Raw genomic sequence first — 21,669 nt, forward strand, 5'->3', positions numbered from 1 at the left:
GCTCACAGCGGCGGTCCCACCCGCGCCAGCGCCCGCAACGCCCTGGGCAGGAAACGCGACAGCGCGTACGAGCCCCGCGCCTCCGGAGTGACCGGGACCATCGCCTTGTCGAGCACGACCGCCCGCAGGACGGCGTCCGCGACCTTCTCCGGCGGGTAGTTCCGCAGCCCGTACGCGCGCGTGGAGCGCTTCTGGCGGCGCCGCTCCTCCTGCGCGTCCACTCCCACGAAGGTCGCCGTGGCGGTGATGTTGGTGTTCACCAGGCCGGGGCATATCGCCGTCACGCCGATGCCCTGGTCGGCCAGTTCCGCGCGCAGACACTCGCTCAGCATCAGGACCGCCGCCTTGGAGGTGCTGTAGGCGGGCAGCGCCTTGGACGGCTGGTAGGCGGCCGCCGAGGCGGTGTTGACGATGTGGCCGCCCTGCCCGCGCTCGGCCATCTGCCGGCCGAAGAGACGGCAACCGTGGATGACGCCCCACAGGTTGACGTCCAGAACCCTGCGCCAGTCCTCGGGCGTCGTGTCGAAGAACGAGCCCGACAGCCCGATGCCCGCGTTGTTCACCAGCACGTCCACCACACCGTGTTCCGCGTGGACCTTCGCTGCGAGCTTCTCCATCGCCTGCTCGTCGGAGACGTCCACCGCCTCCGCCCAGGCCTCGGGCGCGCCGACCAGGAGCGACATCTCGGCGGTGCGGGCCGCGCTCTCGGCGTCCCGGTCGACGGCGATCACCCGGGCGCCCGCCTCGGCGAACGCGAACGCCGTGGCCCGCCCGATGCCGCTGCCCGCACCGGTGACCAGCACCAGCTGACCGGCGAAGCGCTCGGCGTACCGGCCGGTGGCGGCCTTGCGCACCGGCCCGCCCGCGTCGTCCCCGCGGGCCTCTCCCGCCGCCTCGGCCTCCCGCTCCCTCTCGACCGACAGGACGAAGTCGTCGATCCAGGAGGCGAGCCGGTCGGGCCGGGTGCGCGGGATCCAGTGCCCGGCCGGGAGGGTGCGCCGGGTCAACCGCGGTACCCAGTCCTCCAGTCCGTCGTACAGCCGCTCCGACAGGAAGCGGTCCCCCGAGGGCGTGATGAGCTGCACGGGCGCGTGGGCGTACGCGTCCGCACGCGGGTGGCGCAGGCGCGGCCGTACGTTGTCCCGGTACAGCCAGGCTCCGTGCGCCGCGTCCGACGCCAGCGACGGCGTCGGGTAGTCGCCGGCGGGAACCTTCTCGATCCGCCGCAGGATGCCGGGCCAGCGCTTGCCGAGCGGGCCGCGCCAGGCCAGTTCGGGCAGAACGGGTGTGTGCAGCAGGTACACGTACCAGGACTTGGCTCCCTGGCCGAGGAGTTGGCCGACCCGGCGCGGAGTCGGCCTGGTCAGCCGCTTGTTGATCCAGTGGCCGAAGTGGTCGAGCGACGGCCCGGACATCGAGGTGAAGGAAGCGATGCGGCCCCTGGTGCGCTCGACGGTCACGAACTCCCAGGACTGCACCGAGCCCCAGTCGTGCCCCACGAGGTGCACCGGCCGGTCCGGGCTGACCGCGTCCACGACCGCCAGGAAGTCGTCCGTGAGCTTCTCCAGGGTGAACCCGCCCCGCAGCGGCTTCGGCACGCCGGAACGGCCGTGCCCGCGGACGTCGTACAGCACCACATGGAATCCGTGCCGGTCGACGAGCCGGGACGCGACCTCGGACCACACCTCCTTGCTGTCCGGATAGCCGTGCACCAGGACGACCGTCGGCCGCTCCGGGTCCCCCAGCTCGGCCACGCACAGCTCGATCCCGCCGGTCCGCACCCGCCGCTCACGCGCACCCTCTGGCAACGTCACTTCCGCTCCGCCTCCCCTGCCGTGTCCGTCGTCGCTCCCGTGCCCGCCCAGCCCCGGACATGCGGCAGATCGTCGTCGAGCCAGAACGCGCTCTCCTCGGGATCCGCGGAGTCCGTGACGACGAGGATCTCCTCGAACTTCGCGCCCGTGCCCCGGAACCCGAGATGAGGTTCGACCGCCCACAGGCCCCGCCGCGGCGGATGGTCGGAGAAGCGGTACGGCGACCACAGCGGCGACCAGCCCTCCCGATGGCCGTGCAGCGCGTCGGACACCAGCCCCTTGAGGGACTGCGTGCCGAACCCGAACAGCCGGGGCGAGAAGCGGCGCTCCCTGACCCGGTCCACCTTGTGCGCGATCACGCCGAAGGGATACGCGCGGTGCCGGTTGGCGTAGCCCTGGCGGACCATGAGGCGGTCCACGTCGGCGTAGATCTCGCGCAGCGAACGCCGCTCGCGCACCTCGCGCAGGATCAGCTCCCGGTGTGCGGCGAGGTCGGCCATCAGCCTCTCCTGCACGGGATGGGCGCCGAGCGCGCCCGAGTAGCCGATGTCCGCGGTGTACCCCTCGTACACCGGTGCCAGGTCGAGGATGAACGGCATCCCCGGCTCCAGCCGGCGGCCGGTGGGGAAGAACTGCAACGGGACGCGGAAGCCGGTGAACGCCGTGCGGTCCCCGAACCAGGCGAACGGCAGGTGGAACCAGTCGCGCACGCCCCGCTCGCGCAGCCACTCCCGCTGCATCCGCGCCGCCTCGCGCTCCGTCACACCCGGTCGCAGTTCGGCGGCCACGGCCTGCGCGCAGTCGTACGCCAGCCGCTGCACCCGTCTGAATCCCCGCAGCTCGGCGGAGAGTTCGCGTGTCCCTGCCGTCGGTGCCGTCGTCATGCCACCCCGTCCCAGCCAGTCCCCGTCGACTGCGCTACGTGTCCGTAACTTGACATCGCTGAATGTGACAGTTGTTAGAGGCCGCGTCAATAGGAGGGTTCGGAGCCTGTGGAAAACCCGCCGTCGCCGCCCCCGTAGCTCTCAGGCATGGCATCCCCTACGGACCCGTACATCTGAGGTCTGAGGCGAAGACGGCTCTGAGGTCTGACGATTTTCGTGGCGTGCGTCACTAATTTCGATGACGTGACTGTGATCGCGACCGAAAGCCTGAGCAAGCGGTTCCCCCGGGTGACCGCCCTTGACCGGCTCTCTGTGGACGTCGGGCCCGGTGTGACCGGCCTCGTCGGAGCCAACGGGGCCGGCAAGTCCACATTGATCAAGATCCTTCTGGGTCTGTCGCCCGCCACGGAGGGCCGAGCCGAGGTGCTCGGCCTCGACGTCGCGAGCAAGGGCGCCGACATCCGCGAGCGGGTCGGCTACATGCCGGAGCACGACTGCCTGCCGCCCGACGTCTCGGCCACCGAGTTCGTCGTGCACATGGCCCGTATGTCCGGCCTGCCGCCCACCGCCGCGCGGGAGCGCACCGCGGACACCCTGCGACATGTCGGCCTGTACGAGGAGCGCTACCGCCCCATCGGCGGCTACTCCACCGGCATGAAGCAGCGCGTGAAACTCGCCCAGGCCCTCGTCCACGACCCGCAGCTGGTCTTCCTGGACGAACCGACCAACGGCCTGGACCCGGTCGGCCGCGACGAGATGCTGGGCCTGATCCGCCGTATCCACACCGACTTCGGCATCTCGGTCCTGGTCACCTCCCACCTGCTCGGCGAACTGGAGCGCACCTGCGACCACGTCGTGGTCGTCGACGGCGGCAAGCTCCTGCGGTCCAGCTCCACCACCGACTTCACCCAGACCACGACCACCCTCGCGATCGAGGTCACCGACACCGACGACCACCCGGACGGCACCCGCGCGGTCCGCGAAGCACTCCACGCACGCGGGGTGGACGTCCTGGACGGCAACAGCGGCCTGCCGGGCGCGGGCCACGTCCTGCTGCTGACCGCACAGGGCGAGGACACCTACGACGTCGTCCGGGACGTGGTCGCCGACCTCGGCCTCGGCCTGGTGCGCATGGAACAGCGCAGGCACCACATCTCCGAGGTCTTCACGGACGGCGACGCCACCAACGACCAGCAGCGGAAGGAGGCCGTCGGCCATGGCAGTTGAGCACCCGGTCACCGCCCCCTCGGGTGACCAGACCCGCATCCACAACATCGGCTACCGCAGTTACGACGGCCCCCGGCTGGGCCGCGCCTACGCCCGCCGCTCCCTCTACTCGCAGTCCCTGCGCGGCGCCTACGGCCTCGGCCGCTCGGTGAAGTCCAAGGTGCTGCCGATGCTGCTCTTCGTGGTGATGTGCGTACCCGCGGCCATCATGGTCGCCGTCGCGGTCGCCACGAAGGCCGACGAACTTCCGGTGGACTACACGCGGTACGCGATCATCATGCAGGCCGTCATCAGCCTGTACGTCGCCTCGCAGGCGCCCCAGTCCGTCTCGCGCGACCTCCGCTTCAAGACCGTGCCGCTGTACTTCTCGCGGCCCATCGAGACCGCGGACTACGTACGCGCGAAGTTCGCGGCACTGGCCTCGGCGCTCTTCGTCCTGACCGCCGCCCCGCTGCTGGTGCTGTACATCGGCGCGCTGCTGGCCAAGCTGGACTTCGCCGACCAGACCAAGGGATTCGCTCAAGGACTCGTCTCCGTGGCCCTGCTCTCGCTGCTCTTCGCCGGTCTCGGCCTGGTCATCGCCTCGGTGACCCCGCGGCGCGGCTTCGGCATCGCCGCCGTCATCGCCGTCCTGACCATCTCCTACGGCGCCGTCTCCACGCTCCAGGCCATCGCCGACGCGCAGAACAGCACCGGGTCCATCCCCTGGATCGGCCTCTTCTCGCCGGTCACCCTCATCGACGGCGTGCAGTCCGCGTTCCTGGGCGCCACCTCCGCCTTCCCGGGCGGGATCGGCCCCTCCAACGGAGAGGGCGTCGTCTACGTCCTCGTCGTCCTCGGCCTCATCGCCGCGAGCTACGGCCTCCTGATGCGCCGCTACCGAAGGGTCGGACTGTGACCACGCTCAGCATCGACCACGTCTCCCGCTGGTTCGGCAACGTGGTCGCCGTCAACGACATCACCATGACCATCGGCCCCGGCGTCACCGGCCTGCTCGGCCCCAACGGCGCGGGAAAGTCCACCCTCATCAACATGATGGGCGGCTTCCTGGCCCCCTCCACCGGCACGGTCACCCTCGACGGCCAGCCTGTCTGGCGCAACGAGGCGATCTACCAGCACATCGGCATCGTCCCCGAGCGCGAGGCGATGTACGACTTCCTCACCGGCCGCGAATTCGTCGTCGCCAACGCCGAGTTGCACGGCCTGGGTGCCAAGGCCGCACAGAAGGCACTGGCCACGGTCGAGATGGAGTACGCGCAGGACCGCAAGATCTCCACGTACTCCAAGGGCATGCGCCAGCGCGTCAAGATGGCGTCCGCCCTGGTCCACGACCCGTCGCTGCTGCTGCTCGACGAGCCCTTCAACGGCATGGACCCGCGCCAGCGCATGCAGCTCATGGACCTGCTGCGGCGCATGGGCGACGAGGGCCGCACCGTGCTGTTCTCCTCGCACATCCTCGAAGAGGTCGAGCAACTGGCCTGGCACATCGAGGTCGTCGTCGCGGGCCGGCACGCGGCCAGCGGCGACTTCCGCAGGATCCGCCGTCTGATGACCGACCGCCCGCACCGCTACCTGGTGCGTTCCAGCGACGACCGCGCACTCGCGGCCGCGCTGATCGCCGACCCGTCGACGTCCGGCATCGAAGTCGACCTCGCCGAGGGCGCGTTGCGTATCCAGGCCGTCGACTTCGGCCGCTTCACCGCGCTGCTGCCGAGGGTCGCCAGGGACCACGGCATCCGGCTGCTGACGGTCTCGCCGTCCGACGAGTCCCTCGAGTCCGTGTTCTCTTACCTGGTCGCGGCGTAGGAGGCCCTGATGTACGACCCCACAGTCGCCCGGCTCACATACCGGGCTCTGCTCGGCCGTCGCCGGGCCCTCATCCTGGGCGCCCTGCCCCTGCTGCTGATCGCCATCTCCGTGGTGGTGCGCGGCCTCGCCGGCGCCGACGACCAGACGGCGTCCGACCTGCTCGGCGGGCTCGCGCTCGCCACGATGGTGCCGATCATCGGCGTCATCGCGGGCACGGGCGCGATCGGCCCGGAGATCGACGACGGCTCCGTGGTGTACCTGCTGTCCAAGCCGCTGAAGCGGCCGACGATCATCTTCACCAAACTGATCGTGGCGGTCGCGGTGACGATGGTGTTCTCGGCGCTGCCCACGCTCATCGCCGGCTTCATCCTCAACGGCAACGGCCAGCAGATCGCCGTCGCCTACACGGTGGCCGCGCTGGTCTCCTCCATCGCCTACGCGGCGGTCTTCCTGCTGCTGGGCACGGTGTCCCGGCACGCGGTGGTCTTCGGCCTCGTCTACGCCCTCGTCTGGGAGGCCCTGTTCGGCTCCCTGGTACCGGGTGCGCGCACGCTCAGCGTCCAGCAGTGGTCGCTGGCCGTCGCCCACAAGGTGGCCGGCGGTGACCTCGTCACCTCGGACGTCGGACTGACCACGGCGACGGTACTGCTGGTCGTGGTGACCGTGCTGGCCACCTGGTACGCGGGACAGAAGCTGCGGGCGCTGACGCTCGCCGGCGAGGAGTGACCGGACGAGCCGGGGTGCGGGGCGGCCGTTCTTGACGGCGGCTTCACCTGGGCCCCGGCACACTGGGCGGAACGGACGTGGCGGGGAGGGCGGGATGGCGGACGACGATCCGGAGAGCGGCGGTCGCGAGCGGTCCGAGGGCGAGGTGTGGAACGACCTCGTGCTGGACGAGGACTTCATACGGGCCGCCGACACGTCCGAACCGTCCGCCCGGGCCCGGATGCTGGCCGCACGCTGGCGGGCGGAGGAGCCCGAGCCGCAGCCCTGGCGCTCCGACGACCCGCCCGCGGGCTGGTTCTTCAGCAAGGCACGCCGCCGCAGGTGGCGCCGCCGGTAGCCGGCGCTCGGCCCCGTCCATCGCACGGGTGTTTTATTCGGTGGCGCCCAACTCGTCCTCCGGGCACAGTGGTTGTACCCGCAGGGCCGGAAGGGATCCGGTGCCACAGACTGGGAGGAGCTCGACGATGTCCATGCACGACAGTCCGTCGAGTTCCCTTCAGGGCAGCCAGGGGCGGGTTCCGGAGTAGTTAGCCCTCCGTCGAACCCGTTCCGTACAGGGGAGCTGCCCGGGGCGGCCGCTTCGAGCACGCGATTGTCGCTCTCGCGTGGGCCGCCCACCCGGAGGATTGGCCGAGAGGCAAGGCACCGGCTTGCTAAGCCGTGGTCGGGGGCGACCCCGCGCACGTTCGATCCGTGCATCCTCCGCGAGGCGTTGTCACTGGGACTGGGCGGGAGTTGTGCGGGGGGTGCGGCTCGGCGCCGGCGCGTGGCACTCGTGTGGGTGTGGGTGCGGGTGCGTCGTGGCTGGTCGCGCAGTTCCCCGCGCCCCTGATCGCCCACGGCGATCGTCGGGCTCCGGCGGTGCCGGCGTTCCTCTGCGCCCGTGGTCCCCTGTCTCCTGATCGCCTGCGGCGGTCGGGGCGTCCCGGCGTTAACTGCACCCCGCGGTAACAGCGTTCCTCTGCCCCTGATCGCCTGCGGTGGTCGGGGCGCCCGCGTGTTCTGCGGTCCGGCAACCCGTGCGGTGCCGGTCCCGGGATGTCTACGCGGGCAGCATGGCTTCCAGGGTTACGGCGATGCCGTCGTCGTCGTTGGAGGTGGTTACCTCGTTCGCTACGGCCTTCAGTTCCTCGTGGGCGTTGGCCATGGCCACGCTGTGGGACGCCCAGGCGAACATCGGGATGTCGTTGGGCATGTCGCCGAAAGCGATCGTGTCGGCGGCCTTCAGGCCGAGGCGACGGGCCGCCAGGGAGAGGCCCGTGGCCTTGGAGAGGCCCAGGGGGAGCAGCTCCACGATGCCCGCGCCGGCCATCGCGACCGTGACGAAGCCGCCCGCGGCCCGCCGGGCCGCCGCGGCCAGCGCGTCGTCCGATAGCTCGGGATGCTGTATGTAGATCTTGCTCAGCGGCGCGGACCAGAGGTCGGACGCATCCGTGAACGGCGTCGACGGCAGGGCGCCGGTGACCGCGTAGCCGGGGCCGACCAGCACGTCCCCGTCCAGGCCGTCACGGCTGGCCGCCAGGTACAGCGGGCCGACCTCCGCCTCGATCTTGGCCAGCGCCACACCGGCCAGCTGCCGGTCCAGGGTCACCGAGGTCAGCAGGCGGTGCGCGCCGGCGTCGTAGACCTGGGCGCCCTGGCCGCAGACCGCGAGACCGTCGTAACCGAGGTCGTCGAGGATGTGCCGGGTCCACGGGACCCCGCGGCCCGTCACCACGATGTGCGCGGCGCCCGCCGCGGTGGCCGCGGCGAGGGCGTCACGGGTGCGCTGCGAGATCGAGTCGTCGGAGCGCAGCAGCGTCCCGTCGAGGTCGGTCGCGACCAGGCGGTAGGGGAACGCGGCGGTCACCTGGCCACCGGCTCCAGGATCTCCCGGCCGCCGAGGTACGGGCGCAGCACCTCGGGCACGTACACGGAACCGTCGGCCTGCTGGTGGTTCTCCAGGATCGCGACGATCGTCCGCGGGACGGCGCACAGCGTGCCGTTGAGCGTGGCCAGCGGGCGGACCTGCTTGCCCTCGCGGACGCGGATCGACAGCCGGCGGGACTGGAACTCGGTGCAGTCCGAGGTCGAGGTCAGCTCGCGGTACTTGCCCTGCGTGGGGATCCACGCCTCGCAGTCGAACTTGCGGGCGGCCGAGGAGCCGAGGTCACCGGAGGCGACGTCGATGACCCGGAACGGCAGCTCCAGCGAGGACAGCCACTGCTTCTCCCAGGCCAGGAGACGCTGGTGTTCGGCCTGCGAGTCCTCGGGCGTGACGTACGAGAACATCTCGACCTTGTCGAACTGGTGGACGCGGAAGATGCCCTTGGTGTCCTTGCCGTGCGAACCGGCCTCGCGGCGGAAGCAGGGCGAGAAGCCCGCGTAGCGCAGCGGCAGGCGGTCCGCGTCGATGATCTCGTCCATGTGGTACGCGGCGAGGGGTACCTCGGAAGTTCCGACCAGGTAGAGGTCGTCCTTTTCGAGGTGGTAGACGTCCTGGGCGGCCTGCCCGAGGAAGCCGGTGCCCGCCATGGACTGGGGGCGGACCAGCGCCGGGGTCAGCATCGGCGTGAAGCCGGCGGCCGTGGCCTGGGCGATCGCCGCGTTGACCAGGGCCAGCTCGAGCAGGGCGCCGACGCCGGTGAGGAAGTAGAAGCGGGAGCCGGAGACCTTCGCGCCACGCTCGACGTCGATCGCGCCGAGGATCTGGCCGAGCTCCAGGTGGTCCTTGGGCTCGAAGCCCTCGGCGCCGAAGTCGCGGATCGTGCCGTGCGTCTCGAGGGTGACGAAGTCCTCCTCGCCGCCCACGGGCACGTCGGGGTGCACGAGGTTGCCGAGGCGCTGCAGGAGCTCCTGGGTCTCGGCGTCGGCGGCGTCGCGCTCGGCGTCGGCCACCTTGACGTCGGCGGCGAGCTGGCTCGCCTTCTTCAGCAGCTCGGCCTTCTCGTCCGCGGAGGCCTTGGGGATGAGCTTGCCGAGCGACTTCTGCTCGGCGCGCAGCTCGTCGAAGCGGACGCCGGACGACCTGCGTCGCTCGTCGGCGGACAGGAGGGAGTCGACGAGCGCGACGTCCTCTCCACGGGCGCGCTGGGAAGCGCGCGCACGGTCGGGGTCCTCACGGAGCAGGCGAAGGTCAATCACGCGGCCAAGGCTACCCGTGCGGGCTTGCGGCTCACGACACCATTCCGCGCGGTGCGTGGCCCGTTCCGAATCATGGCTTACGTTCCGTTATGAGCGAATTGCCCAACGTGTCAATATAAAGTGTCTCACTCCCTGGGACGGAGCATGTGGCGGGCGCCTCGTTGACTCGATTCCCTTGCGGGAGAGGGGACTTGGGGGAGGTGTTGTCCACAGGCGTCCGCGCTTCCGAAAGGGTTATCCACAGGGTGTGCGAAAGATCTGTGGACATGGGAATGGATCATTCCGATACCGCCGTGCGGGGTGGGTAATTCCTTGCCCAAACCCGGCTCCAACCCACTTTCGGGTGGAAATGGATCGCCCCAAGGGATTGATCGAAGGAAACAGGTGGACGAAGGGTGACCCGGCGGGTGGGGGTCGCGGTGGGGTGCTGTAGGGCGATTTGTCGACTGGACGGCACTTCGTTGTCGACTTGTCCCCAGGTCGAGAAGCGAGCCTGTGGATAACTTCTGTGGATAACGAAGATGTGCAGATAGGACCGGCCGGAACGGCTACTGGAACCGGCCGTCCTGGCAGCGCGCCACCCAGTCCGCCGCCGCCACGAACTCCCCGTCCGAGGTCCCGCGCAGCGGAGCCGCCACATCCGACACGCTCACTTCCGCACGCGGGTACGAGCCCAGGAAGCGCACCTCACGGCAGATCCGCTTCAGCCCCATGAGGGCTTCGGCCATCCGACGGTCGGAGATGTGTCCCTCGGCGTCGATGCAGAAGCAGTAGTTGCCGATACCGGCGCCGGTGGGACGGGACTGGAGCAGCATGAGGTTGACGCCCCGGGTGGCGAACTCGCCCAGCAGGTCGCGCAGGCCACCGGGGTGGTCGTCGCGCTGCCACAGGACGACGGACGTCTTGTCCGCGCCGGTCGGTGCCGCGGGCCGGGCGGGCCTGCCCACCAGCACGAACCGGGTCTGGGCGTTCTCGGCGTCGTGGATCTCGGTCTCCAGGGCGGTCAGCCCGTACCGGGCGGCCGCGAACTCGCCCGCGAAGGCAGCGTCGTAACGGCCCTCCTGGACCAGCCGGGCCGCGTCCGCGTTCGAGGCGGCCGACTCCCAGACGGCTTCCGGCAGGTTCGCCTTCAGCCAGTTGCGCACCTGCGGCTGCGCGGCCGGATGCGCGGAGACCGTCTTGATGTCCGTGAGCTGCGTGCCGGGCCTGACCAGCAGCGCGAAGGTGATCGACAGCAGCACCTCGCGGTAGATCATCAGCGGTGTGCCCGCGACCAGCTCGTCCAGGGTCGTGGTGATCCCGCCCTCGACGGAGTTCTCGATGGGCACGAAGGCGGCCTCGGCCTCGCCGGTGCGCACCGCGTCCAGCGCGGACTGCACCGACACGTACGGGATCAGCTGCCGGGTGGCCGCCTCCGGAAGCGTGCGCAGGGCGACCTCCGTGAAGGTGCCCTCGGGGCCGAGATACGCATAGCTCGCTGGCATGACCTCACCCTAATGGCCCTTGCCGAAGCAGGTGTACGTGTCTCAGGACAGCCCCACGCAGGAATGAATCCACCCGAGGAGGCGTAACTTCCCGCTCCCGGACTCCCGGACTCCCGGCCTCCGGGCGCCCGGCCTCCGTGCTCCCGCTCCCGGACCTCCCGCCCCGGACCTCCCGCCCCGGACCTCACGCCTCCAGCAGGCGCTGCCCCACGTACTCGCCCTTCGCCGCCCCGCCCGGTACCGCGAACAGGCCGCTCGACTCGTGGCGGATGTACTGCGACAGGGCGTCGCCGCGGTCCAGCTTGCGCTGCACGGTGACGAAGCCGCGCAGCGGGTCCGCCTGCCAGCAGACGAACAGCAGGCCCGCGTCCGGGGTGCCGTCCGGGTCGATGCCGTCGTGGTACGAGAAGGGCCGCCGCAGCATGGCCGCTCCGCCGTTCTGGTCGGGGCGGGTGATACGGGCGTGCGCGTTGATGGGGACGACCAGATCGCCGTTCGCGTCGGTTTTCTCCAGGTCCATCGCGGTCGTCTCGGTGCCGCCGGACAGCGCGGCCCCGTCGGACTTGCGGCGCCCGATGACCTGCTCCTGAGCCTTGACCGACAGCTTCTCCCAGTCGTCGAGGAGCATGCGGATACGGCGTACGACTGCGTAGGAGCCGTCGGCCATCCAGGCAGGGTCCTTGGTGCTGTCCGACGGGACGAAGATGCGCTGGTCGAAGTCCGAGTCGGCCGGCTTGGGATTGCGGGTGCCGTCCATCTGCCCCATCAGGTTGCGGGCCGTCATGGGGTGGGCGGTGGCGCCCGGCGTCCGGTTGAAGCCGTTCATCTGCCAGCGGACCTTGGCGGCTTTGCCCGCATCCTTCTGGATCGCGCGCAGGGCGTGAAAGGCGACCAGGGCGTCGTCCGCGCCGATCTGCACCCAGAGGTCGCCGTTGCTGCGTGTCTTGTCGAGGTGGTCGGAGGAGAAGTCGGGGAGCGGGTCCAGGGCGACCGGGCGCTGCTTCTCCAGGCCGGTGCGGGTGAAGAAGCTGTTGCCGAAACCGAAGGTGACCGTCAGCGAGGAGGGTCCCGCGTCCCGCGCCACGTCGGTGTCGTCGGTGGCGGCGGCCTCGCCCGCCATCAGCCGCCGGGCCGTCTCCGACCAGCGACGCAGCAGCGCGGCGGCATCTTTCCGGCCCGCGCCGGCCGCGAGGTCGAAGGCGACGAGATGGCCGCGGGCCTGGAGGCCCTGGGTGATGCCCGGCTGATGTTTCACGTGGAACATCGCCTCGCCGGCGCCGATCGAGGACAGCGGTGTCGCCTGCGAGGGCGCGGCCGTGTAGCCGACGGCCCCGCCGGCCGCGCCGAGCGCGAGCCCGGTGGCACCGGCGGTGCCGAGCAGCCTGCGCCGCGTCAGCCCCTCGGGGGAGGAGGTTTCCGAGGGGACGCCCTCTGCCGCATCCACGGGTGGGCGGGCCTCGGGGAGGGACTGCGGAATGGACTGGTCGGGCATGGTGCGGTTCAGCCGATCTGCGCGTTCTTGGAGACGGTCACCTGGTCGATGTCGGAGGTCCGCACGGTCACGGAGATCTCCCACTCGCCGGCCATGGGGATCTGCACCCCGTTGGCCGACCAGTGGCCGGTGGTGATGTGGTCGGGGACGACCGGCAGCGGGCCGATGTCCTTGGCCCCGAGGGTGAAGGCGACCTTGACCTCGGGCACGTCGAAGGCGCGGCCGTTGGGCCGGGTCACATAGACGTGCATCTCGTTGGCGCCGGTGCGCGCGGGGTCGAGGTCGACGCTGACCACGCCCTTGCCGTCCGTGCCGCCGGTGTCGAACGACATGTCCAGCGTCAGGGCACCCGACGCGGAGTCCCCCGCGGAGGACGAGGAGGAGGACGAGGCCCGGTTGGCCGCGGCGGCGTCCTGTTCCGTACGGCCGGGTTCGGTCGACGTCAGGACGGTGGTGACGGCGAGCACCACGACGGCGACGCCGGCCTCGGCGAGCACCGAGCGGCGCAGGCCGAAGCGGTGGGTGTCGGAGTCCCGCAGCCGCTTCTGCCGGGTGGCATCGACGGCGGCCTGCTGCCGGGCGAGCTGCGCGGCCCGCTTGGCGCTTGTGGAGCCGGGCTCGGCGTCGCCGGCGGTCTGCTTGGCGGTGTCGGTGGTCCCGGCCGACGCCGTGACGCGCTCCTTCTCGGGTGCGGACTTCCGTACCGCTTCCTCGGTCGTCGTGTCCGCCAGCTGTGCCGTCCACCGTCGCGAGATCCACGCGACGCCGACGAGCAGCGCCACGAGCCCGATCTTGAGGAGCAAAAGCCGGCCGTAACGGGTGTCGGTGAAGGCGGACCAGGAGCCGAGCTGGCGCCAGGACTGGTAGGTGCCGGTGGCGACCACGACGAGGACGCTGCCGAAGGCCAGCCGGGAGAAGCGGCGCGCCGCGGGGGCATCGACGGGCCGGTCGGCGGGCGCCCGGTACAGGGCGACGAGGAGGGCGGTGAGTCCGCCGAGCCAGGTCGCGACCGCCAGCAGGTGCAGCACGTCGACCGGCATGGCGATGCCCGGCTGCACTCCGGTCGAGGCGTGCTCGGCCATGGCCCAGCTGGCCGCGAGTCCGGCGGCCACGACCGTTCCGCCGATGGCGAGCCCGAAGGTCAGGTCCCGCTTCTCCTCGCCCTCGCGCTTGTCGTACGCGCCGAAGAGCACGGCGATGAAGAGCGCGGCCGCGGAGAGCAGCAGCAGTCGCGACACCAGGGCCGCGCCCGTCTTGGTCTGCAGGACCTCCCCGAGGAGGTCGAGGTCGAAGACGTCGCCGACCTTGCCGGAGCTGGTGTAGGAGCCGCGCAGGAGAAGCAGGAACAGGGTGGCCGCGGTCATCGCGACCCAGCCGGTGACGACGAGCCGCTGCAGGACCTGTACTCCGGTGCCGCGTTGCCAGCAGGCGAGCACGAAGGCGGCCCCGCCGGCCATCACGATGAACCCGGCGTACGACGCGTACCGGCCGAAGCCGTAGAGCCAGCCGACGACGCCTCCGCCGGCCTCCTGGTCGGAGACCGAGACGCTGGTCTTGGAGGGGGAGCCGATGGAGAAGGTGTAGGCGCCGGCGACGGGATGGCTGTCGGCGGACACCACCTGGTAGGTCACCGTGTAGGTGCCGTCGGGCAGCCCCGAGTGCAGTTGCACGGCGTAGGTCGTGCCGCTGACCTCGGACGGTTTGCCGGTGTCGACGCGGGTGCCCTTGGGGTCCAGGACGCGCAGCGAGTCGTCGTTCATCGAGACGGTCTCGGAGAAGGTCAGCGACACCTGTGTGGGCGCCTTGTCGACCACCACCCCCTGTGCGGGGTCGCTGCCGGTCAGCGCGGCGTGCGCGGATGCGGGCCCGGCGCCGGCCAGGAGCGCACCGGTGACCGCCAGGAACAGCAGCACGAGCATCCGGACGCGGGGGGCGATGGTCTGCGTCAAGGTGGTCCCTCCCTCAGTGGCCGGTCTTCGGGTTGTACGTGGCGGATTCCACCGGCATCTCGACCTCGACGGGGTCGGACGCGGCGAAGTGCAGCTCGACGGTCACCGTCCCGCCCTGCACCGGCTTGCTCTTCAGCTTCTCGAACATCAGATGGTTTCCGCCGCTCTTGAACACGAGTTGACCGTGCGCGGGCACGTCCAGGGACGTGACCTCCTCCATCGACGACCCGACGGTCTCGTGGAGGGTGACGCCGCCCGCCGCGGTGCTCGTGACGGAGGTCAGCTCGTCCTTCGTACCGCCCTTGTTGACGATGGTCAGGAAACCGGCGGCCATGGTGTCGGAGACGGGCTGCGGGATGTAGGCGGCCCGGACGGACAGTTCGGCCCGCCCGTCGGAGTCCGATCCGCACCCGGTGAGCAGCAGCACCGCACCGGTGATCGCGGCGGTGGGTACGGCGAGCAGCCGCACGGGCCCGGCGGGCATCACACGCCTCACGGGTTCGCGCCCTTGAGGATCTTGGGGAGGTCCTTGGTGTAGTCGTCGACGTCGGCGTCCTCGCCGTACAGGAGGTATCCCCCGTCGGTCTTCGGGGAGAAGGCGACGACCTGGGTGCCGTGGGTGGAGACGATCTTGCCGTTCTTGTCCTTGTGCGGTGCCTCGACGGAGATGCCGAGGGTGCGGGCCGCGGCCTGGATCGTCGCGAACTTCCCGGTCAGGCCGACGACCTGCGGGTCGATGCCCTTGAGCCACTTGCCGAGCGCGGCCGGGGTGTCACGGTCCGGGTCGGTGGTGACGAACACGACGCGCAGCTCGTCCTGCTCGGCCTGGGTCAGCTGCTTCTTGGCGACGGCGATGTTGTTCATCGTCAGCGGGCAGACGTCCGGGCAGTTGGTGTAGCCGAAGTAGATCAGCGTCGGGTGGCCCGCGGTCTCCTTGCGGAGGTCGTAGCTCTTGCCCTGGGTGTCGGTGAGGACCAGGTCGGGCTTGGGGAAGGGCTGGTCGAGCACGGTCGCGGCCTGCTGCTTGCCGTCCTCGGAGACGACGGCGACGGGGCTGCTGCCGCTGTCGCCGCTGCCGCAGGCGGAGAGGGTGAGGGTGGCGGCGGCGAGCAGCGCGGCCACGGCGAACGTCTTCTTGCGCATAGAAAAATGTCCCAGATGTGTGAACTCCGGCGCGCACCGGGGGTACGGGGCGGGATGTACGACAGGGCGTACGGCCCGGTGCGCGCCGTCGAGGAGCAGGCGTCGGGCGACGGCGGCCGCCCGGCGCGGGGGTGGGGCTCAGGCCTCGGTCGTGGTCCGACGGCGGCCGGCGAGCACGCCGTACGCCACACCGGCGGCGCCGACGACGATGCCGACCACGCCGAGGACCCGGGCGGTCGTGTCACTGCTGTCGGAGTCGGAGGCCGCCTCGGTCGCCGAGGCGGCCGCCTTGGCGTCGTCGGAGGACTCGTCGGAGGCGTCCTCGGCGCTCGTGCCGTGGGAGTGCTCGTCCTCGGAGGCGGCGGCCAGGGCGAGCACGGGGGCCGGGTTCTCCGGCTCCTCCGCGCCGTCCTCCTGGACCTCGATCCAGCGCACGACCTCCTTGTTGGAGTACGTCTGGATCGCCTTGAAGACGAGCTCGTCGGCGTCCTCGGGGAGCGCGCCGACGGAGACCGGGAACTTCTGGAAGTAGCCGGCCTCGATGCCCTTGCCGGTGGCGGTCCAGGTGATCTTGGAGACGGCCTCGGAGATCTGCTTGCCGTGCAGCTCGATGGGCTTGGCGAGCTTCGACTTGGTGACGTCGATCTTCCAGCCGTTGATCGGCTCCGGCATCGCGGAGGCCAGCGGGTGGTCGGTCGGGAAGGTGACCTCGAGCTTGGTGGTCGAGGCGTTGTCCCGCTCGTTGGGAACCTTGAAGTCGACGACCGCGTAGCCGCCCTTGGCGGCGGTGCCCTCGGCGGCGACGCTGACGTGCGCGAAGGCGGGCGAGGACAGGACGAGAACGGCGGAACCGGCGACGGCAGCGGCGGCGGCGACGCGGGTGGCGATACGAGAGGCCTTCATGACAGCGAGCACTCCACTCTGAGTGAATCTGCGGGTGGGAGAGGCGTGAGCAGGAATGTGCGCACGCGCGCGTGCCGCACGACGGCGGCCGTTCCCCCCGGGTGTGGAGTGCTGGTCGTGTCGTGTCAGGCAGCGAGGACGAGAAGGGATACGTCCGGCGGGCCGCGCCTGATCACCGAGTGCTGGAGTGCGGCGGTCCGGGGTGCGGGCGCCGTCGTGAGCAGGGCGGTGCGCGGGACGCGCGGTCCCGCCCCGGGCGCGGCGGGCAGCCCGGCGAGCAGGGCGCGCACCAGTGCGAGCGCCCCGCGCAGGGAGCGTACGAGCGCCCCCTCGGCGACGCCGTGGGCCGACAGGGCGAGCAGCCGCAGCAGGGCCGTGTCACCGCGTCGCAGCAGCCATCCGGCGGCGACGGCCGCGAGGACGTGGCCGAGCAGCATGGGCAGGGACGGCAGCAGGGACATCGAGGTGCCGGCGGTGGTCAGGGCGTCGGCGGGATGGTGCGCGGAACCCATCCCGCTCATGCCGCTCATGTCCGTACCGCCCCCGGCGGTGTTGCCGGCGCCGCTCGTGTAGAGCCGCGCGTCGACGAGGATCCGCTGGGCCTGGGCGGGGCTGATCGCCGCCGCGGTGGCCCCGCACACCAGCCGGGCCGCCCGTTCGACGAGCGTGGCGTCGGACATGGCCGACGCCGTGGTGGAGGCGGAAGCGGTGACGGAGGCGGTGTGCTGGCCGAGTCCGAACAGCGTGTGCAGCACGGTCTGTCCGACCGCGAGCAGCACCGCTATGCCCGGCAGCGAGCGCTCGCGTCCGGCGAGCGGCACCACGACCGCGAGGGCGCCCAGGAATCCCGCGCCCAGCGTCCACAGCGGAACCGTGGCGCAGGAGGCCAGGGTGTGCCCGGCCGCGGCCAGCACGACGCAGACCGCGGCGAACACCGCGGCCCGCAGCAGCCGTAGATCGCGACCTGAGCGCTCGCTGTGGGGGGCAGTCATGGCGGGGTCATCATCGCACTGGCTTCACCGCGGCCATACGGCAGGTCCACAAGATTCCGTACGATGCGGAAGATCACCTTCTGTTGTGACTGGTGCGACTGATGACCCTGAGTCCTACATACACCGATTTCAGGGCCGCGGGCATCCCCCATATGGGCGGCATCACGTGGAATTCGCGCTTACACAGGGCCTTGAGGGGCAATACGTATCGGTATGTCGAGCCGCGGCCTGGAGGCTGGAGCATGAGCATCTGGTGGTCACTCCATCTGCGGCGCGACGCCGCGAGCGTTCCGCTCGCCCGCCGCCTGCTGCTCGGCACCATGGAGACGGCGGGCGTCGATCCCGACGTCTGTTACGACCTCTCCGTGGCCCTGAGCGAGGCCTGTGCCAACGCCGTCGAGCACGGCGGGGGAGCCGCGCGCGGCGGCTGTTCGGAGGCGTACCGCGTCACCGCCTACCTCGACGGCGAGAAGTGCCGCATCGAAGTCGCCGACTCGGGGCCGGGTTTCGCCGGCGGGCGCACCCCCCGCGTCGACCGCTCCGCGTACGACGACACCTACGCGGAGCACGGCCGCGGCCTCTGCCTCATCCAGGAACTCGCCGACCACGTCCACATCGGCAACAAGCCGGGGCGCAGCGGTGCGGTGGTGAGCTTCGACAAGATCCTCAAGTGGCGCAAGGACGCTCCCCTCATGGCCGTCTGACGTTTCGTCAGATGGAGCGGCTGCCGATCTTGGCCGGTCAGGGCCGGTAGGAGCCCCCGGGAAGCGGGAGTTCAGCTTTCTCAGCACTCACAGGTCGCTCTCAGCGTTCCCCCATGTCGCTGACTGGTGGCGTTCCTACGTTCATGTTCATGACGGGAAACCACAAGGACTCCACCATCACGCGGCGCCGCGCCCTCGCGGTGACCGGCGGCACGGTCGCGGCCGGCGGACTCGCCGTCGCCGGGTACCAGTCGGCCTTCGCCGACACGGCCGCGGACGCCGAGGCGAGCGCGTCGACCTCCGCCACCTCGACCTCCACGAGCAGCAGCTGTATGACGCTGATGACGAGCGTCACGGAAGGGCCCTACTACCTCGATGGTGCCTTGGTGCGCAAGGACATCACCGAGGGCAAGAGCGGTGTGCCGCTGACCCTGCGCCTCACCGTCGTCGACGCCACCGACGGCTGCACGCCGGTCTCCGGAGCCGCCGTCGAGATCTGGCACTGCGACGCCTGGGGTTACTACTCCGGCTACACGACCGCCAACCCCGGCGGTTCGGCCCCGGCGGAGAGCGAGGACGGCTCCACCGCCGACGACGACACCTACCTGCGTGGCTACCAGATCGCCAACGCCAACGGGGTCGTCAAGTTCGAGACGATCTTCCCGGGCTGGTACACCCCGCGCACCTGCCACATCCACCTCAAGGTGCACACGGGCGGCCAGAAGGAGGACGGCACCTACGAGGGCGGCAAGGTCAACTACACCGGCCAGCTCTTCTTCCCCGACGACATCGCCGAGGAGATCTTCACGCTGGAGCCCTACTCCAAGCACTCCGGCAGCTACACCACCCTCGACAACGACATGGTCTACGACGGCGGAGGCACCGCCAGCGGTCTGCTGACCCTGAAGGCCGTGCACAAGGCCGACCCCTCCAAGGGCTACAAGGGGTCCATCACCCTGGGTGTCGACCCCGACGCCGAGAACACCGGCGCGGGCGGCGGCGGAGGCGGCGGCGGTACGCCCCCCAGCGGCGCCCCGAGCGACGCTCCGACGGGCACCCCGCCGAGTGACGCCCCGTCGGCCTCCGCCTCCTCATAGGGTCGGGACATGACAAGCCGTGAGGACGAGGCGCTCGCGCAGGCCGCGGTGGCCGCGCTGACGGGGCAACTGGCCCTGGCTCCCAAGCCGGGCCTGCCCGACCCACGTGACCTGGCCGCCCGCGTCACCCGCAAGGACCACTGCGGGCTGCGCTGGTCGGCCAAGGCGCTCGCACCCGGCCTCGCGGCTATGGCCGCGGCCGCCCGCCGCACCGGCGAACCCACGCCCCGGCTCCGCGCGGAGCTGGGCGCGATCGGGAGGTGCACCGAGCACTCGGTGGGCCTGGCCGGCGGCGGGCACCGGGGCGCGCTGTGGACGCTCGGCCTGCTGGTCGCGGCGGCCGCCCTCGACACCCGCGCGCGGGGCGTCGAGGTCGCCGCGACCGCCAAGCGGATCGCCGCCCACCCCGACCGGGCCGCTCCACGGCGGCCCTCGCGGGGCGCGAGCGTCTCGGCGAAGTACGGCGCGGCCGGCGCCCGCGGCGAGGCACGCGCCGGATTCCCGCACGTACGGCGGGCCCTGGACGCGCTCGCCGCGGCCCGCTCGGCCGGCGCGGACGAGCCCGAGGCGCGCCTCGACGCCCTGCTCACCGTCATGTCCACCCTCCAGGACACCGAACTCCTGCACACCGCGGGCCCGCTGGGGCTGCGTCATGTGCAGGCCGGTGCCCGCGGCATCCTGGAGGCGGGCGGCACGGCGACCCCGGCGGGCCGCGCGGCCCTGACCGACCTCGACACCGACCTCCACACGCGCGCGTGGAGCCCACGCGGCAGCGCGGGCCTCCTGGCGGGCGCACTCTTCGTGGACTCCCTGCCGGTCGCCGCACTCACCCGCGCGGCCTGAGCCGGACGACGCCGACGGACGACGGTCACGGACGACGTCGACGTCGACGTCGACGCCGACGTCGACGCCGACGGTGACGGTGATGACGGTGGTCGACGGCGGTGTCGAGTGACGGGCGACGCCGGTGGCGGGGGCCTTCGGGCAGCCTCAGCGGCGTGCGCGGGGCGGCCTGAGGGCGTGCTCAGGGCGTGGTCCCGTCGTGCTGTGGGCGTGCGCCGCCGTCAGCTCGCCGGGACCAACGCGGCCGAGGGCTCGGTCGTCCGGACGGCCGCGGCCCTCCGGGCCGCCGGGCCCATCGCGTAGGACGCCGCGACCATCGCCGCGCCCAGCAGCAGCCAGCCCGGTGTGCCCCACTCGACCAGCAGCCAGGTCAGGACCAGCGGACCGAGGGTGCGGGCCACCGTGACACCGGTCCCGAACAACCCCTGGTACTCGCCGACCCGGTCGGCCGGCGCCAGATCGAAGGAGAGCTGCCAGGAGCCCGCGGACTGCCCCATCTCCGCGACCACCTGAAGCACCGACCCCAGCACCAGCACGCCCGCCGCCACCCACGGTGAGGCACCCGCGGACAGGGCGAACACCGCGCACGCGGCACACATCACCCAGCCCGCCCGACGCACCGCGCGCGTGGCGCTCGCCAGCCCCGTCACGCCACGCGCCGCCCGCACCTGGAACACCGTCACCACGGCGGTGTTGAGCACGAACAGCGCGGCGACGAGCCAGGCGGGCGCCCCGGTCCGCTCGGTGATCCACAGCGGCAGCACCAGACTGAGCAGCGGCATCCGCAGCAGCAGCACGGTGTTCAGGAGCGCCACCAGGGCGTACGGCCGGTCCCGCAGCACACCCAGGCCGCTCCCGCGCGGCCGGACCTTTCCGGGAGCCACCCGGGGCAGCCGGGCGAGCAGCGACGCGCACACCAGGAAGCTCACCGCGTCGACCACGAACACCCCGAGGTACGCCTCCCGTGTCCCGGCGTTCAGCGCGAGCCCGCCGAGCCCGGCGCCCACCGCCAGGCCCGCGTTCAGGGTCGCCTGGAGCCGCGCGAGCAGCCCCGTCCGCTCCCCGGCGGGCACCAGTCCGGCCAGCAGGGCCTGCCGGGCCGCCGCGAGGCCCGACTGCGCGGCCGCGTACCCGCACGCCACGAGCACGAACGGCACGAACCCGCGCACGAGGGTGAAGGACGCCACCGCCAGCCCGGTCGCGAGGGCCAGCAGCACCGCCGTCCCGCGCGCCCCGCGCCGGTCGGCCAGTCGCCCCAGCGGCACCCCGGCCACCGAGCCGACCGCCCACCCGAGGGTGAGTCCGAGCCCCACGCGCGCGGGGGCGAGACCGATCACCTGGGTGAAGTACAGGGCCGACGTCGTGTAGTACGCGCCGTCCCCGACCGAGTTGCTCAACTGGGCGAGCGCGAGCAGCCGCCGTGGGCGAGTCTTCGACATACCGATGACGCTAGAGCCGCAGTGGGCCGCTCGACAGCAC

At 71.4% G+C, this 21,669-nt stretch carries 20 protein-coding genes and 1 tRNA gene; 9 read left to right on the forward strand and 12 right to left on the reverse strand.

Features of this window, described 5'->3' with window-relative positions; all coding sequences use genetic code 11:
- Positions 1-2: 2 nt before the first annotated feature.
- Both OG933_RS22680 and OG933_RS22685 read right to left on the reverse strand, forming a co-directional pair.
- On the reverse strand, positions 3-1,814 hold the full coding sequence (locus OG933_RS22680) for an SDR family oxidoreductase (RefSeq protein WP_362524286.1): 1,812 nt from the start codon (positions 1,812-1,814) through the stop codon (positions 3-5).
- Positions 1,811-2,698 carry a M24 family metallopeptidase gene (locus OG933_RS22685; protein WP_405628674.1) on the reverse strand — a complete coding sequence of 296 codons (888 nt, stop codon included), beginning with the start codon at positions 2,696-2,698 and terminating at the stop codon, positions 1,811-1,813. The genes OG933_RS22680 and OG933_RS22685 overlap by 4 nt, the downstream gene beginning before the upstream one ends.
- A gap of 249 nt (positions 2,699-2,947) precedes the next feature.
- On the opposite strand from OG933_RS22685, the gene OG933_RS22690 reads away from it, so the two are divergent.
- The 6 genes from OG933_RS22690 to OG933_RS22715 all read left to right on the forward strand — a co-directional run bounded on the left by OG933_RS22690 (position 2,948) and on the right by OG933_RS22715 (position 7,165).
- Positions 2,948-3,925, forward strand: coding sequence for an ABC transporter ATP-binding protein (locus tag OG933_RS22690; RefSeq protein ID WP_142267943.1), 978 nt, complete (start codon positions 2,948-2,950; stop codon positions 3,923-3,925).
- On the forward strand, positions 3,915-4,823 hold the full coding sequence (locus tag OG933_RS22695) for an ABC transporter permease (protein ID WP_327183975.1): 909 nt from the start codon (positions 3,915-3,917) through the stop codon (positions 4,821-4,823). Before OG933_RS22690 ends, OG933_RS22695 begins: the two co-directional genes overlap by 11 nt.
- Complete coding sequence (locus tag OG933_RS22700; protein WP_405628676.1) at positions 4,820-5,731, forward strand: ABC transporter ATP-binding protein; 912 nt, start codon at positions 4,820-4,822, stop codon at positions 5,729-5,731. The genes OG933_RS22695 and OG933_RS22700 overlap by 4 nt, the downstream gene beginning before the upstream one ends.
- A 9-nt stretch (positions 5,732-5,740) precedes the next feature.
- A complete protein-coding gene (locus OG933_RS22705) occupies positions 5,741-6,460 on the forward strand; it encodes an ABC transporter permease (protein WP_020132774.1) in 720 nt (239 codons plus the stop codon).
- Positions 6,461-6,554: 94 nt separating this feature from the next.
- Positions 6,555-6,797, forward strand: coding sequence for a hypothetical protein (locus OG933_RS22710; RefSeq protein WP_362524278.1), 243 nt, complete (start codon positions 6,555-6,557; stop codon positions 6,795-6,797).
- A gap of 283 nt (positions 6,798-7,080) precedes the next feature.
- A tRNA-Ser gene (locus OG933_RS22715) sits at positions 7,081-7,165 on the forward strand.
- A gap of 337 nt (positions 7,166-7,502) precedes the next feature.
- On the opposite strand, the gene OG933_RS22720 is transcribed toward OG933_RS22715, so the two are convergent.
- The 9 genes from OG933_RS22720 to OG933_RS22760 all read right to left on the reverse strand — a co-directional run bounded on the left by OG933_RS22720 (position 7,503) and on the right by OG933_RS22760 (position 17,546).
- A complete protein-coding gene (locus tag OG933_RS22720) occupies positions 7,503-8,309 on the reverse strand; it encodes an HAD family hydrolase (protein WP_405628679.1) in 807 nt (268 codons plus the stop codon).
- Entirely contained in the window at positions 8,306-9,583 is a 1,278-nt protein-coding gene (gene serS, locus OG933_RS22725) for a serine--tRNA ligase (protein ID WP_405628681.1), read from the reverse strand. Before serS ends, OG933_RS22720 begins: the two co-directional genes overlap by 4 nt.
- A 548-nt stretch (positions 9,584-10,131) precedes the next feature.
- The gene (pheA, locus tag OG933_RS22730) at positions 10,132-11,067 is read right to left on the reverse strand and encodes a prephenate dehydratase (RefSeq protein WP_362524272.1); all 936 of its coding nucleotides are present in this window, start codon (positions 11,065-11,067) and stop codon (positions 10,132-10,134) included.
- Positions 11,068-11,251: 184 nt separating this feature from the next.
- Positions 11,252-12,559: an iron uptake transporter deferrochelatase/peroxidase subunit gene (gene efeB, locus OG933_RS22735; RefSeq protein ID WP_405628684.1), complete on the reverse strand. Its 1,308-nt coding sequence runs from the start codon at positions 12,557-12,559 to the stop codon at positions 11,252-11,254.
- A gap of 8 nt (positions 12,560-12,567) precedes the next feature.
- Entirely contained in the window at positions 12,568-14,508 is a 1,941-nt protein-coding gene (locus tag OG933_RS22740; RefSeq protein WP_405628686.1) for a copper resistance CopC/CopD family protein, read from the reverse strand.
- 13 nt (positions 14,509-14,521) lie between these two features.
- The gene (locus tag OG933_RS22745; protein WP_362524266.1) at positions 14,522-14,992 is read right to left on the reverse strand and encodes a copper chaperone PCu(A)C; all 471 of its coding nucleotides are present in this window, start codon (positions 14,990-14,992) and stop codon (positions 14,522-14,524) included.
- 8 nt (positions 14,993-15,000) lie between these two features.
- A complete protein-coding gene (locus tag OG933_RS22750) occupies positions 15,001-15,651 on the reverse strand; it encodes an SCO family protein (protein ID WP_020132766.1) in 651 nt (216 codons plus the stop codon).
- 138 nt (positions 15,652-15,789) lie between these two features.
- Positions 15,790-16,554 carry a YcnI family protein gene (locus OG933_RS22755; protein ID WP_405628689.1) on the reverse strand — a complete coding sequence of 255 codons (765 nt, stop codon included), beginning with the start codon at positions 16,552-16,554 and terminating at the stop codon, positions 15,790-15,792.
- 125 nt (positions 16,555-16,679) lie between these two features.
- Positions 16,680-17,546, reverse strand: a complete 867-nt coding sequence (locus OG933_RS22760) for a hypothetical protein (RefSeq protein WP_405628691.1) — start codon at positions 17,544-17,546, stop codon at positions 16,680-16,682.
- 242 nt (positions 17,547-17,788) lie between these two features.
- On the opposite strand from OG933_RS22760, the gene OG933_RS22765 reads away from it, so the two are divergent.
- The 3 genes from OG933_RS22765 (at position 17,789) to OG933_RS22775 (ending at position 20,190) form a co-directional block, all read left to right on the forward strand.
- Complete coding sequence (locus tag OG933_RS22765) at positions 17,789-18,250, forward strand: ATP-binding protein (RefSeq protein ID WP_362524260.1); 462 nt, start codon at positions 17,789-17,791, stop codon at positions 18,248-18,250.
- Positions 18,251-18,399: 149 nt separating this feature from the next.
- The gene (locus tag OG933_RS22770) at positions 18,400-19,347 is read left to right on the forward strand and encodes an intradiol ring-cleavage dioxygenase (protein ID WP_405628693.1); all 948 of its coding nucleotides are present in this window, start codon (positions 18,400-18,402) and stop codon (positions 19,345-19,347) included.
- A 9-nt stretch (positions 19,348-19,356) separates the two neighbouring features.
- Entirely contained in the window at positions 19,357-20,190 is an 834-nt protein-coding gene (locus tag OG933_RS22775) for a triphosphoribosyl-dephospho-CoA synthase (protein ID WP_362524256.1), read from the forward strand.
- A gap of 221 nt (positions 20,191-20,411) precedes the next feature.
- Here the strand turns inward: OG933_RS22775 and OG933_RS22780 are convergent, their stop codons facing one another.
- Entirely contained in the window at positions 20,412-21,629 is a 1,218-nt protein-coding gene (locus OG933_RS22780) for an MFS transporter (protein ID WP_405628695.1), read from the reverse strand.
- Positions 21,630-21,669 lie beyond the last annotated feature (40 nt).

This window comes from Streptomyces sp. NBC_00016, from assembly GCF_045040885.1.
GTDB classification, from domain to species: domain Bacteria; phylum Actinomycetota; class Actinomycetes; order Streptomycetales; family Streptomycetaceae; genus Streptomyces; species Streptomyces coriariae.

What these genes read in the sequence shown, in the direction of transcription:
- OG933_RS22770 (WP_405628693.1), top strand. Translation starts at nt 18,400, where the DNA reads ATGACGGGAAACCACAAGGACTCCACCATCACGCGGCGCCGCGCCCTC.
- OG933_RS22780 (WP_405628695.1), bottom strand. Translation starts at nt 21,629, where the DNA reads ATGTCGAAGACTCGCCCACGGCGGCTGCTCGCGCTCGCCCAGTTGAGC.
- OG933_RS22755 (WP_405628689.1), bottom strand. Translation starts at nt 16,554, where the DNA reads ATGAAGGCCTCTCGTATCGCCACCCGCGTCGCCGCCGCCGCTGCCGTC.
- OG933_RS22765 (WP_362524260.1), top strand. Translation starts at nt 17,789, where the DNA reads ATGAGCATCTGGTGGTCACTCCATCTGCGGCGCGACGCCGCGAGCGTT.
- pheA (WP_362524272.1), bottom strand. Translation starts at nt 11,067, where the DNA reads ATGCCAGCGAGCTATGCGTATCTCGGCCCCGAGGGCACCTTCACGGAG.
- OG933_RS22685 (WP_405628674.1), bottom strand. Translation starts at nt 2,698, where the DNA reads ATGACGACGGCACCGACGGCAGGGACACGCGAACTCTCCGCCGAGCTG.
- OG933_RS22760 (WP_405628691.1), bottom strand. Translation starts at nt 17,546, where the DNA reads ATGACTGCCCCCCACAGCGAGCGCTCAGGTCGCGATCTACGGCTGCTG.
- OG933_RS22705 (WP_020132774.1), top strand. Translation starts at nt 5,741, where the DNA reads ATGTACGACCCCACAGTCGCCCGGCTCACATACCGGGCTCTGCTCGGC.
- efeB (WP_405628684.1), bottom strand. Translation starts at nt 12,559, where the DNA reads ATGCCCGACCAGTCCATTCCGCAGTCCCTCCCCGAGGCCCGCCCACCC.
- OG933_RS22745 (WP_362524266.1), bottom strand. Translation starts at nt 14,992, where the DNA reads ATGCCCGCCGGGCCCGTGCGGCTGCTCGCCGTACCCACCGCCGCGATC.
- OG933_RS22750 (WP_020132766.1), bottom strand. Translation starts at nt 15,651, where the DNA reads ATGCGCAAGAAGACGTTCGCCGTGGCCGCGCTGCTCGCCGCCGCCACC.
- OG933_RS22710 (WP_362524278.1), top strand. Translation starts at nt 6,555, where the DNA reads ATGGCGGACGACGATCCGGAGAGCGGCGGTCGCGAGCGGTCCGAGGGC.
- OG933_RS22695 (WP_327183975.1), top strand. Translation starts at nt 3,915, where the DNA reads ATGGCAGTTGAGCACCCGGTCACCGCCCCCTCGGGTGACCAGACCCGC.
- OG933_RS22775 (WP_362524256.1), top strand. Translation starts at nt 19,357, where the DNA reads ATGACAAGCCGTGAGGACGAGGCGCTCGCGCAGGCCGCGGTGGCCGCG.